The sequence below is a fragment of the Trinickia sp. HAY1-2D genome, assembly GCF_056754935.1.
Genome location: NZ_JBPGWX010000002.1, coordinates 3506034 through 3518347, shown reverse-complemented (window position 1 = coordinate 3518347; position 12314 = coordinate 3506034). Strand labels below are relative to the sequence as shown.

The following is a 12314-nucleotide window of genomic DNA, read 5'->3' as shown; positions in this document are numbered from 1 at the left end:
CTTTACATGCGCTCGATCATTCCGCGCCATTCGAGATGGCTCAGACATGATGGCCCAGGCCGTATGGCCCAGACGTAAAGCGCCGCTTGCGGCGTTCGAGCGGGACGGCTGACTGCGAGGTTACTGCGCAGCGGGCTGCAATGCCTTGAGGGCAGCGGCCAGGCGGCTCTTGTGGCGAGCGGCCTTGTTCTTATGCACGATTTTCTTGTCGGCGATGACGTCGAGCGTCTTGGCCGAGAGGCGGAAGACTTCGGCAGCCTTGGCTTGATCGCCGGCTTCGATCGCCTTGCGGACAGCCTTGACCGCCGTGCGGTACTTCGAGCGAAGCGCCGAGTTGTGCGAGTTCGCTTTCGCGGCTTGGCGGGCGCGCTTGCGTGCTTGTGCAGAGTTAGCCATGAGAGTTCCTTGTCCTGTACTGTTTTGCCGGTGCCCGGCCGACTCTTCGTTCGGGCACCGTTTTTCGATTCAACCGCCGGGAACGGTTGCCCGGGGCGCAAAAACCGTTGGCGAAGCGAGACAGAGCTTCGAAACGCGCGAGTATAGCAACAAAATCAGGCACCTGGCAAATTTCACGCCGCAGCGGAGAGAACATCGGCTGTCCGTATAATAGGCGCCCCATGAATCTCTTCCGAGCCCTGCTGACGGTCAGCGGCTTCACGCTGCTCTCCCGCGTGACCGGCCTGATCCGCGAAACGCTGATTGCCCGAGCCTTCGGTGCAAGCCAGTTCACCGACGCCTTTTATGTCGCTTTCCGCATTCCGAACCTGCTACGGCGCCTCTCGGCCGAGGGGGCATTTTCGCAAGCGTTCGTGCCGATTCTCGCCGAATTCAAGAACAGCGAGGGGCACGATGCGACGAAGCGGCTAGTCGACGCCATGTCGACCGTGCTCGCCTGGGCACTCGCGGCCATCTCGCTCGCGGGCGTGGCGGGGGCCTCGTGGGTGGTGTTCGTCGTCGCGTCCGGGCTGAAGAACGATGGCCAGGCATTCTTCTTCGCCGTCTCGATGACGCGGATCATGTTCCCGTACATCATCTTCATCTCGCTGACGACGCTGGCTTCCGGTGTGCTCAACACCTACGGAAACTTTTCGCTGCCGGCGTTCGCACCCGTGCTGCTGAATATTTCGTTCATCGTGGCGGCCCTGGCCGTCGCGCCGCATCTGAAAGTACCCGTGTTCGCGCTCGCGTGGGCCGTCATCGTGGGCGGCGTGCTGCAATTCGCCGTGCAATGGCCTGGGCTGCGCAGAATCGACATGATGCCGCGCATCGGGCTCAATCCGATCGCAGCGCTCGCCCATCGCGGCGTCAAGCGTGTGCTCGTCAAAATGGTGCCGGCCACTTTCGCGGTATCCGTGGCCCAGCTGAGCCTCATCATCAACACGAACATCGCATCGCGGCTCGGGCCCGGCGCCGTGTCCTGGATCAACTACGCTGACCGCCTGATGGAGTTCCCGACCGCGCTGCTCGGGGTTGCGCTCGGGACGATCCTGCTGCCGAGCCTCTCGAAGGCCCATGTCGACGCCGATACCCACGAGTATTCGGCTTTGCTCGATTGGGGATTGCGCGTGACGTTTCTACTCGCCGCGCCGAGTGCGCTCGCGCTCTTCTTTTTCGCCGAGCCGCTGACCGCGACGCTATTCAACTATGGCCGGTTCGACGGTTTTTCGGTCGTGATGGTCGGGCGCGCGCTGGCCGCTTACGGGGTCGGGCTCGTCGGGCTCATTCTGATCAAGATTCTCGCGCCCGGCTTCTATGCGAAGCAGGATATCAAGACGCCGGTGAAGATCGGGGTGGGTGTGTTGATTGCGACCCAGATCGGCAATCTCGTGTTCGTGCCGATCTTCGCGCACGCCGGGCTAACGCTGAGCGTCGGGCTCGGTGCTTGCGTCAATGCGTTGTTGTTGTTCGCCGGGCTGCGCCGGCGCGGCATTTATACGCCGTCGAGCGGATGGACGTTGTTCCTGGCTCAGTTGGCCGGTGCGTCTCTCGTGCTGGCCGGCGCGATGCACTGGTGCGCGGCGAACTTCGACTGGATCGGCATGCACGCGCGGCCGCTCGAGCGCATCGGCTTGCTCGCCGCCTGCAGTGTGCTCTTTGCCGCGCTATATTTCAGCATGCTGTGGCTGATGGGTTTCAAATACGCGTACTTCAGAAGGCGAGCCAAGTGACGATCATGACATCGGTTCTCGATTACTTCGCCAGCCTGGTTGCGGAGGACGACGGCCTGCCGCTCACCGAGACCGCGCTTGCGATCGCGCAGGATGCTTATCCCGACGTCGATTTGCAGGCCACGCTGGCCGAACTCGACGAACTCGCGTTGCGGCTCAAGCGCCGCTTGCCCGCCGAGGCGGGGCTGACCGAAAAAATTGGCGCGCTGAACCGATTCTTTTTCCGCGACCTTGGGTTCGCCGGCAATCTGAACGACTACTACGACCCCGACAACAGCCATCTCAATACGGTGCTCAAACGGCGCCGCGGCATTCCGATCACGCTGGCCGTGCTCTATATGGAGCTGGGCGAGCAGATCGGCGTGCCCGTTCATGGCGTTTCGTTTCCGGGGCACTTCCTGATGCGCGTGACGTTGCCGGAGGGCGATGTCATGCTCGATCCGACAACGGGCCAGTCGCTCTCCGAGGCGCAGATGGTGGAGATGCTCGAGCCCTATCTTTCGCACGTGACCGAATCGCTCGGCAGTGCGCTGCGCATGCTGCTTCAGCCGGCTACGAGCCGCGAGATCATCGCGCGCATGCTGCGCAATCTGAAGGCGATTTATCTGCAAACGGAGCGCTGGCAGCGCTTGCTTGCCGTGCAGCAGCGGCTCGTCATCTTGCTGCCCGAGGACATCGAAGAGGTGCGCGATCGCGGTTTCGCCTACGCGCGGCTGGACTACCTGCGGCCCGCGCTCGAAGATCTGGAGCACTACCTGAACGATCGCCCCGATGCGGAAGACGCGATGACCGTGGAAACGCAGCTCCAGGAGTTGCGTCAACGGACCGATCAGGGCAACGGCTGAGCGCATCAGCCGCGGCGTCGGCGCTCTGCCGCGTGACCGAGCACGGAGCGCCACGAACAATCTGGAAACGCCCGCAAGCACGATGCACGCTGCGGGCGTTTTGCCGTTCGGCCCCCGTTATTTCGGCTGCATCCGGATGGCACCGTCGAGCCGAATGACTTCGCCGTTCAACATCGGATTGTCGAGAATCTGCTTGACCAGCATCGCGTATTCGTCCGGTTTGCCGAGGCGCGATGGGAAGGGCACCATGGCGCCGAGCGAGTCCTGCACTTCTTTCGGCATGCCGAGCAGCATCGGCGTCTCGAAGATGCCGGGCGCAATCGTCATCACACGGATACCGTTGCGCGCCAAGTCGCGCGCGATCGGCAACGTCATGCCGGCCACACCGCTTTTCGATGCGGCATAGGCGGCTTGGCCGACTTGACCGTCGAACGCGGCGACCGAGGCCGTATTCACGATCACGCCGCGCTCACCGCCTTCATTGGGTTCGTTTTTCGCCATTGCGGCCGCGGCGAGGCGCAAGACGTTGAACGTACCGATCAGGTTGATCTCGACCGTGCGGCGAAAGGCCTCGAGCGGGTGGGGGCCGTCCTTGCCGACCGTCTTCACGGCCGGTGCCACGCCGGCGCAATTCACGAGGCCGACGAGCTTGCCGAGTCCGAGCGCGGCATCCACGGCGCGCTGCGCATCTTCTTCCCGGCTCACGTCGCACTTGACGAAGGTGCCGCCGAGTTCGCCCGCAAGCGCATTGCCCGCCGCTTCGTTCAAATCGGCGAGGGCCACCTTGCCGCCTTCTCGTGCGATCAGGCGTGCCGTCGCGGCGCCGAGCCCCGATGCACCTCCGGTGATCAAAAATGCGTTGCCGCGAATTTCCATGCTGTGACTCCTTGGCGTGTTGACTGGATGGCGGCCCGCGCCGGCGCGGCTCGTGACCGCGGGGCGATGGACCGCAGCAGATTGTAATCGCTTGTCGTGGGCGCAAAAAAACCCGCCGGCGAGGGCGGGTCTTGCGCGGTTGCCGAGCGCTTGTCGCGCGACGAGATCGGGAGTGCGCGTTATACGAGCGCTTCGAACACGCGCTGACGAATGTCGTCGACCGAGCCGAGTCCCGAAATGCGGCGATATTGCGGCGCTTGAAGTCCGTTCTCCGCTCCGCGCTGTGCCCATTGCTGGTAGTACTCGATGAGCGGCTTCGTTTGCGATACGTAGACATCGAGACGTCTTTTCACGGTCTCTTCCTTGTCGTCCTCACGCTGGATCAGCGGCTCGCCCGTCACGTCGTCCTTGCCTTCCACTTTCGGCGGATTGAATTTCACGTGATAGGTACGGCCCGAGCCCGGATGGGTGCGTCGGCCGCTCATGCGCACGATGATTTCGTCGAACGGCACATCGATCTCGAGAACATAGTCGATGGCAACGCCGGCCTGCTTCATCGCTTCGGCCTGCGGCAGCGTGCGCGGAAAACCGTCGAACAGATAGCCCTTCGCACAATCGGGCTCGCGCAGCCGTTCCTTGACGAGATCGATGATGAGCGCATCGGGGACGAGTTCGCCCGCATCCATGAAGCGCTTGGCTTCGACGCCGAGCGGCGAGCCGGCTTTCACCGCCGCCCGCAGCATATCGCCGGTCGAAATCTGCGGAATCCCGAATTTTTCCTTGATGAAGTTGGCTTGGGTACCCTTTCCGGCGCCGGGCGCACCCAACAGGATCAAACGCATGGTGATATCTCCGAATTGTATGGAATGCTGCGGCGCGAAATTCGAGCGAATCGGCCATCCCCGCGGACACCCAGCGGCGGTGTCCCGCCGGCGGCACGGCCCATCGGGCATCGTGTTCGCGAAGGCGGGCGGCGAAGCAGGCGGGAACCGGAAGCCGAGTGTTGCGAATGCTCGCGCTTTTCGGGCCTGATTATGCCACGCCCATCAACGCTCCAAGCTAAAAAGCAGGCGCACGCGCTCGAGGTCGGCGGGCGTATCGACGCCGGGCGCGGGCGCATCGGGTGTCACGAGCACGGCGATGCGTTCGCCGTGCCACATCGCGCGCAGTTGCTCGAGCATTTCGGTCTGCTCGATCGGCGCTTGCGCGAGCGTCGGGTACGTGCGCAGAAAGCGCGCGCGGTAAGCGTAGAGCCCGATGTGGCGAAAGACGGTATCGGGCGGCGGCGACGGCATCGCCGCCACGTCGAGTGCGGCTGTCGAGCAATGAGGCTGATAGGCGTCGCGCATCCACGGAATCGGCGCGCGCGAGAAGTAGAGCGCCCGGCCGCGCGCGTCGAGCACGACCTTGACGACGTTCGGGCTGAAGACCTCCGCGGGTTCTTCGATCGGGTGGGCCGCCGTCGCGATCGCACAGTCGGGATGGGCTGCAAGATGCGACGCCACGGCGCGGATCAACGCGGGATCGATGAGCGGTTCGTCGCCCTGCACATTGACGACGATGGTGTCGTCGCTCCAATTGAAATGCGTGGCGACCTCGGCGAGCCGGTCCGTACCGGACGGGTGATCGGCACGCGTCAACAGCGCGTCGATCTCCCACACGCGGGCGGCGTCGATGACGCGCGCATCATCGGAGGCGATCAACACCTGTGAGGCGCCCGCTGCGCGCGCGCGTTCGGCCACACGCACGACCATCGGTCTGCCGGCGATATCGGCGAGCGGCTTCTCGGGCAAGCGCGTCGAAGCGAGGCGCGCGGGCACCACTGCGACGAAAGACGCAGAGTCGGGCGTTGGGGAGTCGATCATCGACGGAGGCGCTACTGCGGATGGGAAGGGATGCTCTCGGTCTCGGCGGCCTTTCGCGGCCTCACGCGCTGCCTGCGGGATCGAGCGGTTCGACGGGGGTGCCCTCGACCGTTTGCCGGGCTTCGTCGACGAGCATCACAGGGATGCCGTCGCGAATCGGATAGGCGAGCTTGTCGGCCTGACAAATCAATTCCTCGTGGGCGCGATCGTAGCGCAGCGGCCCCTTGCAAATCGGGCAGACGAGAATTTCAAGCAGGCGAGCGTCCACGGAGTTTCTCCACAACGAGTGCGATAAGGCGGCCAGGTAGCGTGGCTTCGACAGGAACGACCCAGATTCGCGCGTCGTGCCGGGAGCGCAATTTTACCGCATCCTTTTCGGTGATCAGAATGATGTCGGCGCGCGTGTGCGCAAATGGATCGTCGCGAAAGGCGTAGTGATCGGGCAGCGCGAGCGTTTCGGGGGCAAGGCCCGCGGCACGCAGCGTCGCGAAAAAGCGCTCGGGCGAGCCGATGCCTGCCGCGGCGAGCACCCGCTCGCCGGCGAACTGCGAAAGCGGTCTGCGCAGCGCCGGATCGGCGAGATGCCAGGCGTCGCCGGGCGCGATCGCGAGGGCGAACGTGTCGGGCCAGGGCGGCGGCGTCCGGTTGAATGGATCGTTGACGAGCGTGGCGTCGCGTCTGCGCGAGAGCGGCTCGCGCAAAGGGCCCGCGGGCAGCGGCAAGCCGTTGCCCGCCAAGCGCTGATCGAACACGACGATCTCGATGTCGCGCGCGAGCCGGTAGTGCTGCAAGCCATCGTCACTGACGATCACATCGACATCGCGGTGCGCTGCGACGAGTGCATGGGCCGCCGCGACGCGATCGGGGCACACCCAGACCGGTGCACCGGTGCGACGCGCAATGAGCAGCGGCTCGTCGCCGGCTTCGTCCGGGCGTGAGGCCGAGGTAACGGCCCGCGGGCGGCGAAGCTTCGCGCCGTAGCCGCGCGAAACTACGCCCGGGGTGAACCCGGCTGAGCGCAGCGCGTCGACGAGCGCTATGACGGTCGGCGTTTTCCCCGTTCCCCCTACCGTCAGATTGCCGACGATGACGACGGGCACGCCGACCCGCACGCGCTCGCGCCAGCCGAGCGAGAAAGCGATGCGGCGCAGGGCCGCGACGGCGCTGAACACGCAGGCCAACGGTACGCATGCGATCGCGAAAATGCCGCGGTGTTGCCATTGGCGGGCGATGTACGCTTCGAGCCGCGCTAGGGTTCTCTCGGCGAATCGGGTAAGAACGCGCATATCGTCGTCGGTTGGGTTCGCATCGCTGCAATGGGAACCCGGCACTCTAGCGCGCCCGGACGGCGCCGGGCAAGGCCCGGCCGGAGCGGGGCTGCCAGGGGCAACGCGCGACGGCTGTGGATAACTCTGTGAAGAACCCCCGTCACAAACGACGCAAAGGCCGACAAATCAAGCATCTCATCGGCGACCGTGTTTGTGTGATCAAATAAAAGTTATTATTAATCAATGACTTGCGACGCTGGGCCGCGCTCGCGCGCCATGCGCGCGCCGCGAGACCGGCACTGCTCGATATGTGGGAAACCTTGCATCGCGTGGCCCAATTTCGGCTGGACGTAGGCCAGGCGGCGGACTATCGTCTGTCCAGGAAAAAACAGGACTTCGAATGCATTCATTTTCTTCATCCGGATTACCGGGCGGCGGGCTCGACGGCGAGCTGGCCATCCCCGTGTCGGTGCTCAACCGGGCTGTCAGCACGATGCTCGAACGTTCGTTTCCGCTGACGTGGGTGGCGGGGGAGGTATCGAACTTCACGCGGGCGGCGAGCGGACATTGGTATTTCTCGATCAAGGATGCGCAGGCGCAGATGCGCTGCGTGATGTTCCGGGGCCGCGCGCAGTACGCCGAGTTCACGCCGCGCGAGGGTGACAAGATCGAGGTTCGCGCGCTCGTGACGATGTACGAGCCGCGCGGCGAACTTCAGCTCAATGTCGAGGCGGTGCGCCGCACGGGCGTCGGCCGGCTCTACGAAGCGTTTCTGCGATTGAAGACGCAGCTCGAAGCGGAAGGGCTTTTCGCCGCCGAGCGCAAGCGTGCGTTGCCGACGCACCCGCGGGCCATCGGCATCGTGACATCGCTACAGGCGGCCGCCCTGCGCGATGTGCTGACGACGCTGGCGCGGCGCGCGCCTCACGTGGCGGTTATCGTGTACCCGGCGCCCGTGCAAGGCGCGGGCGCTGGCGACAAGCTCGCGGCGATGGTCCGGCAGGCCAACGCGCGGCGCGAGGTCGACGTACTGATCGTGTGCCGCGGCGGCGGCTCCATCGAAGATCTCTGGGCTTTCAACGAAGAAGTGCTTGCCCGTGCGATCGCGGCAAGCGATCTTCCCGTGGTGAGCGGCGTGGGCCATGAGACGGACGTGACGATTGCCGATTTTGCCGCCGACGTGCGCGCGCCGACGCCGACAGGGGCGGCCGAGCTCGTCAGCCCGCAGCGTACTGTGCTGCTGCGCGAACTCGATCAGCGCGTCGCCGCGCTGGCGCGCGGCTTCGGCCGCCTGATGGAGCGGCGCGCGCAGCAACTGGATTGGCTTGCACGCCGGCTCGTGAGTCCGGCCGAGCGCTTGCGGCGACAGCGCGCGCATCTCGAGCAATTGCAGGCGCGACTCGCCGCGGCGGGAGGACGGCCGGTGCGCGATGCGCGAGCGCGCTTTGCCGTCGTGCGCCTTCGCTGGCAGCGGTGGCGGCCCGATTTGGCGGCCGAGCGCGCCGCGTTGCTCGGATATGCGCGCCGCCTCGATGTCGCGCTCGCGCGCCTGGCCGAGCGGCAGGAAGCGAAACTGGGCACGCTTTGCGCTCGCCTCGAAGTACTGAGCCCGCAACGCACGCTCGAGCGCGGCTATGCGGCACTGCTCGACGGCGAGACGGGGCGGGCGATCCGCAGCCCGACCGCGGTGAAACCCGCGCGTCGCTACACGGTCCACCTCGCGCAAGGGGCGGCGGATGTTTCGTTCGCCGATGTGCAGCCGCGCCTGACCGATGGTTTCTGAAGGGCCGTGGCGAAGATGCCCGGGCAGGTAGCGGGCTTTCGAAAGATGCGACCATAGGCCGCGATCTCAGCATTTTTTACGTTGTTGCGTCGAGGCTGCGGTCAATGCTGCGGAAAAAGGGCTACTGATTTGTGGGGTTATTCCAAGTCGCCTACAATCCAAGCCTCGGAAGCGTCACCTGCGACAAAGTACCCCACACTCGATCAATCGATAGAAGGAACTGCACCATGGAACATAAGCTCCCGCCGTTGCCGTTCGACAAGAAAGCGCTTGCGCCGCATATGTCGGAAGAGACGCTCGAATTCCACTACGGCAAGCATCACCAGGCCTACGTCACGAATCTGAACAATCTGATCAAGGGCACGGAGTTCGAGAATCTCTCGCTCGAAGAGATCGTCAAGAAGTCGTCGGGCGGCATCTTCAACAATTCCGCACAAGTCTGGAACCACACGTTCTTCTGGAATGGCCTGACGCCGCAAGGCGGTGGTGCGCCGAAGGGCGCGCTGGCCGACGCGATCAACGCCAAGTGGGGCTCGTACGATGCCTTCAAGGAGGCCTTCACGAAGGCGGCCGTGGGTAACTTCGGCTCGGGCTGGACGTGGCTCGTGAAGAAGGCGGACGGCTCGCTCGATATCGTCTCGACGAGCAACGCGGCTACGCCGCTCACGACGGATGCCAAGGCGCTCCTGACGATCGACGTCTGGGAACACGCCTACTACATCGACTACCGCAACGCGCGTCCGAAGTTCGTCGAAGCGTTCTGGAACATCGTGAACTGGGATTTCGCCGCGAAGAACTTCGCGTAAAGACGTACATCGTCTCCTCGGAAAACCCCCGTTCTCGGGGGTTTTCTTTTTGGGGCGCGTGAACGGCGAGGGCATCGACCGAACCCGATTGCGCAGGGCAAACCGAGAATTTTCCAAATAGCTATGTCGATATAGCTATGTTATCGTAGCTACATGGAAAATTCGGACGAACTGTTGACGCGGGCCACGCGCTTGCGTGGGCAAATATCGGGATTGGCGCGGCGTCTGCGCCAGGAAGCGCAGGTGGATCCCGTCCAATTTTCGCAGTTGGTCGTCATGGGCGCGATCGATCGTCTGGGCGACGGCGTGAGCCCCACGGAGATCTGTGCGGCCGAGCGCATCCGTTCCTCGAATCTGGCCGTGCTGTTGCGGGAACTCGAAGCGGCCGGCTACATCAAGCGTCAGGCCGATACGCTCGACCGGCGGCGCACCCGGTTGTCGCTCACCGCGAAGGGGCGGCGCGTGCTGCACGGCAACCGCACACTACGAGGGAAATGGCTCGCGCAGGCCATGCTTCAAAGCCTCGACGCCCGGGAGCGCAGCGTCGTGCTCGAGGCGGGCGAACTGCTCGAGCGGCTCGCCCGCTTCGATCGAGAAGGGGCCGCACCCGAAAGAGGTTCTGCGCGGAAGGCACCCGCTTGAACTTCGTACGGATGGCGCCGCGCGCCGCATTCAATCATTGCGTGCATCGAATGCATTGATCGCATTGATCGTATCGGCGAGGAGGAGGGCAGCAGATGGCAACGGATTCTCGAGTGTCGGCAGCAGACGGGCGCGAAGTCGGCGTGGGCGAATTGTTCGTCGGCTTTCTCGGTCTCGGTCTGATCTCGTTCGGCGGCGCACTGCCTTTCGTACGCCGTGCCGTGGTGGAGCAGCGGCGCTGGCTGTCGTCCGAAGAGTTCATCGATCTGCTCGGCCTGTGCCAGTTTCTACCGGGCGGCAATGTCATCAATCTGTCCGTTGCGATCGGCATGCGTTTTCGCGGAGCCATGGGTGCGCTTGCCGCGATAACAGGCTTCATCGCGGTGCCTTCGTTGATCGTCATCGCGCTCGGCGTCGTCTACGCGAAAACGCAGCACGATCCCATCGTTCACCACATGTTCGGCGGCCTCGCCGCAGCGGCCGCGGGCCTGTTGGTCGCGATGGCGATGAAGGTGGCCAAGCCGATTGTCCGCTCGCCCGAGGGCATTTTCGTCGCGGCGGTCATATTCGCGGCGATTGCGCTCGTGCGGCTGCCGCTTTTGCCGACCATGCTCGTGCTGACACCACTGAGCATCGCGCTGGCATGGCGCCGGCAGCGCCGCGCACTGAGCGCGCACAAGGACACAGTGAAATGAGCGCGACGCTCGTCGCATTGGCGACCATCTTCTCCCAGCTCTCGCTGCTCGCTTTCGGCGGCGGCAACACGATCCTTCCCGAGATGCAGCGTCAGGTCGTCCAGGTGCATCACTGGATGAGCGCGGAACAGTTCACGGCGCTCTTCGCGCTCGCCCAGGCTGCACCGGGCCCCAATATGATGATCGTGACGATGATCGGCTGGCACGTGGCCGGCTGGCCCGGCTTTATCGTTTCCACGCTGGCCAAGTTCGGGCCGTCGTCGCTCGTCACGGCCGCATCGCTGCATGCCTGGGAGCGTTTCAAGGACCGCCCGTGGCGCCGGTACGTACAGTCCGGTATGACACCGGTGACGGTCGGGCTCGTCGCGGCCAGCGCGGCATTGATCTCGCACGCGTCGAATCAGGCGGCGATTCAATGGGCGATCACGGCGGCGTGCGCCGCGCTCGCTTTTCGTACGCGCATCCATCCGTTATGGCTGCTCGCCGCGGGCGCCGTGATCGGTGCCACCGGCTTCGGCCAGATCTGAACGCACCGCATCTCGCACCGCTCGCCGGTGAAAGCGTCATCGCACGGTGCGTCGTGCGATGTCGTCGAGCACCGATCGCTCGGCGAGCACCTCGTCGATCAACCCATACGCCTTCGCCGCATCCGCCGACATGAAATTGTCGCGATCGGTGTCTTTCGCGATTTGCTCGATCGATTGACCTGTCCGTTCGGCGAGAACCTGACTGAGCCGTTCGCGCAGGAACAGTACTTCCTTCGCCTGGATTTCGATATCGGCGGCCGTTCCCTGGCTGCCGCCCGAGGGCTGATGAATCATGATGCGTGCGTTCGGCAGCGCGTAGCGCTTTCCTTTGGCGCCCGCGGCCAGCAAGAACGTCCCCATGCTGGCTGCGAACCCGGTGCAAAGCGTCGAGACTTGCGGCTTGATGAACTGCATGGTGTCGTAGATGGCGAGGCCGTCGTAGACCGAGCCGCCCGGCGAGTTGATGTAGAACGAGATATCCTTGTCCGGGTTCTCCGATTCGAGAAACAGCAACTGCGCGACGATGAGGCTTGCGGTGTCCTCGTTGACGGGTCCCACGAGAAAAACGATGCGCTCGCGCAAAAGGCGCGAATAGATGTCGTAGGCGCGCTCGCCGCGGCCCGTCGTTTCGATGACGGTCGGCACGAGCTGGCTGTAAGGGTAAGGGGGACGATGTCCGGACATAGCGTTCCTCGCACGAATGATGTCGCGGGCATGCGCGGCATGCCCTTCGATCCTGTTGACGCACGGCGTGTCTCTATTGTGACAAGTCGGCCCGGCTCGTGCAGCCGCCTGCCGAATAAAAATCGGTCGGCAGTTGTCACGTTTGCTCCCGGTCG

General features: G+C 64.3%; 14 protein-coding genes. 7 read left to right on the top strand and 7 right to left on the bottom strand.

The annotated features are described in order from the left end of the window. Positions 1–120: 120 nt before the first annotated feature. On the bottom strand, positions 121–396 hold the full coding sequence (gene rpsT, locus ACR9ZC_RS23390) for a 30S ribosomal protein S20 (protein WP_331568066.1): 276 nt from the start codon (positions 394–396) through the stop codon (positions 121–123). A gap of 221 nt (positions 397–617) precedes the next feature. Between rpsT and murJ the strand changes: the two genes are divergently transcribed. Beyond that, the gene (murJ, locus tag ACR9ZC_RS23385; RefSeq protein WP_331568065.1) at positions 618–2168 is read left to right on the top strand and encodes a murein biosynthesis integral membrane protein MurJ; all 1551 of its coding nucleotides are present in this window, start codon (positions 618–620) and stop codon (positions 2166–2168) included. Between the two features lie 5 nt (positions 2169–2173). Next, positions 2174–3013, top strand: coding sequence for a SirB1 family protein (locus ACR9ZC_RS23380; RefSeq protein WP_331568104.1), 840 nt, complete (start codon positions 2174–2176; stop codon positions 3011–3013). A 117-nt stretch (positions 3014–3130) separates the two neighbouring features. On the opposite strand, the gene ACR9ZC_RS23375 is transcribed toward ACR9ZC_RS23380, so the two are convergent. From ACR9ZC_RS23375 to lpxK, 5 genes are all read right to left on the bottom strand, one after another. Then, on the bottom strand, positions 3131–3889 hold the full coding sequence (locus ACR9ZC_RS23375) for a 3-hydroxyacyl-CoA dehydrogenase (RefSeq protein ID WP_331568064.1): 759 nt from the start codon (positions 3887–3889) through the stop codon (positions 3131–3133). 179 nt (positions 3890–4068) lie between these two features. Next, the gene (adk, locus tag ACR9ZC_RS23370; protein ID WP_481582084.1) at positions 4069–4731 is read right to left on the bottom strand and encodes an adenylate kinase; all 663 of its coding nucleotides are present in this window, start codon (positions 4729–4731) and stop codon (positions 4069–4071) included. 204 nt (positions 4732–4935) lie between these two features. Beyond that, positions 4936–5754: a 3-deoxy-manno-octulosonate cytidylyltransferase gene (gene kdsB / locus ACR9ZC_RS23365; RefSeq protein ID WP_481582083.1), complete on the bottom strand. Its 819-nt coding sequence runs from the start codon at positions 5752–5754 to the stop codon at positions 4936–4938. 61 nt (positions 5755–5815) lie between these two features. Continuing rightward, entirely contained in the window at positions 5816–6022 is a 207-nt protein-coding gene (locus tag ACR9ZC_RS23360; RefSeq protein WP_331568061.1) for a Trm112 family protein, read from the bottom strand. Next, complete coding sequence (lpxK, locus tag ACR9ZC_RS23355) at positions 6003–7040, bottom strand: tetraacyldisaccharide 4'-kinase (protein ID WP_481582082.1); 1038 nt, start codon at positions 7038–7040, stop codon at positions 6003–6005. The genes ACR9ZC_RS23360 and lpxK overlap by 20 nt, the downstream gene beginning before the upstream one ends. A gap of 382 nt (positions 7041–7422) precedes the next feature. On the opposite strand from lpxK, the gene xseA reads away from it, so the two are divergent. The 5 genes from xseA (at position 7423) to ACR9ZC_RS23330 (ending at position 11475) form a co-directional block, all read left to right on the top strand. After that, positions 7423–8805 carry an exodeoxyribonuclease VII large subunit gene (gene xseA / locus ACR9ZC_RS23350; RefSeq protein WP_481582081.1) on the top strand — a complete coding sequence of 461 codons (1383 nt, stop codon included), beginning with the start codon at positions 7423–7425 and terminating at the stop codon, positions 8803–8805. Between the two features lie 227 nt (positions 8806–9032). Then, a complete protein-coding gene (gene sodB, locus ACR9ZC_RS23345) occupies positions 9033–9611 on the top strand; it encodes a superoxide dismutase [Fe] (protein WP_173257284.1) in 579 nt (192 codons plus the stop codon). A gap of 153 nt (positions 9612–9764) precedes the next feature. After that, positions 9765–10253, top strand: a complete 489-nt coding sequence (locus ACR9ZC_RS23340; RefSeq protein ID WP_331568057.1) for a MarR family winged helix-turn-helix transcriptional regulator — start codon at positions 9765–9767, stop codon at positions 10251–10253. Positions 10254–10348: 95 nt separating this feature from the next. After that, positions 10349–10948: a chromate transporter gene (locus ACR9ZC_RS23335; protein ID WP_481582080.1), complete on the top strand. Its 600-nt coding sequence runs from the start codon at positions 10349–10351 to the stop codon at positions 10946–10948. Beyond that, positions 10945–11475, top strand: coding sequence for a chromate transporter (locus ACR9ZC_RS23330; protein ID WP_481582079.1), 531 nt, complete (start codon positions 10945–10947; stop codon positions 11473–11475). The genes ACR9ZC_RS23335 and ACR9ZC_RS23330 overlap by 4 nt, the downstream gene beginning before the upstream one ends. A 36-nt stretch (positions 11476–11511) precedes the next feature. Here ACR9ZC_RS23330 and clpP read toward each other — a convergent pair whose 3' ends face one another. Then, the gene (gene clpP / locus ACR9ZC_RS23325; RefSeq protein WP_481582078.1) at positions 11512–12159 is read right to left on the bottom strand and encodes an ATP-dependent Clp endopeptidase proteolytic subunit ClpP; all 648 of its coding nucleotides are present in this window, start codon (positions 12157–12159) and stop codon (positions 11512–11514) included. Positions 12160–12314 lie beyond the last annotated feature (155 nt).

Excerpts from the sequence above, each read along its gene's own strand:
- rpsT (WP_331568066.1), bottom strand. The coding sequence starts at position 396 with ATGGCTAACTCTGCACAAGCACGCAAGCGCGCCCGCCAAGCCGCGAAA.
- murJ (WP_331568065.1), top strand. The coding sequence starts at position 618 with ATGAATCTCTTCCGAGCCCTGCTGACGGTCAGCGGCTTCACGCTGCTC.
- ACR9ZC_RS23380 (WP_331568104.1), top strand. The coding sequence starts at position 2,174 with ATGACATCGGTTCTCGATTACTTCGCCAGCCTGGTTGCGGAGGACGAC.
- ACR9ZC_RS23375 (WP_331568064.1), bottom strand. The coding sequence starts at position 3,889 with ATGGAAATTCGCGGCAACGCATTTTTGATCACCGGAGGTGCATCGGGG.
- adk (WP_481582084.1), bottom strand. The coding sequence starts at position 4,731 with ATGCGTTTGATCCTGTTGGGTGCGCCCGGCGCCGGAAAGGGTACCCAA.
- kdsB (WP_481582083.1), bottom strand. The coding sequence starts at position 5,754 with ATGATCGACTCCCCAACGCCCGACTCTGCGTCTTTCGTCGCAGTGGTG.
- lpxK (WP_481582082.1), bottom strand. The coding sequence starts at position 7,040 with ATGCGCGTTCTTACCCGATTCGCCGAGAGAACCCTAGCGCGGCTCGAA.
- xseA (WP_481582081.1), top strand. The coding sequence starts at position 7,423 with ATGCATTCATTTTCTTCATCCGGATTACCGGGCGGCGGGCTCGACGGC.
- sodB (WP_173257284.1), top strand. The coding sequence starts at position 9,033 with ATGGAACATAAGCTCCCGCCGTTGCCGTTCGACAAGAAAGCGCTTGCG.
- ACR9ZC_RS23340 (WP_331568057.1), top strand. The coding sequence starts at position 9,765 with ATGGAAAATTCGGACGAACTGTTGACGCGGGCCACGCGCTTGCGTGGG.
- ACR9ZC_RS23335 (WP_481582080.1), top strand. The coding sequence starts at position 10,349 with ATGGCAACGGATTCTCGAGTGTCGGCAGCAGACGGGCGCGAAGTCGGC.
- ACR9ZC_RS23330 (WP_481582079.1), top strand. The coding sequence starts at position 10,945 with ATGAGCGCGACGCTCGTCGCATTGGCGACCATCTTCTCCCAGCTCTCG.
- clpP (WP_481582078.1), bottom strand. The coding sequence starts at position 12,159 with ATGTCCGGACATCGTCCCCCTTACCCTTACAGCCAGCTCGTGCCGACC.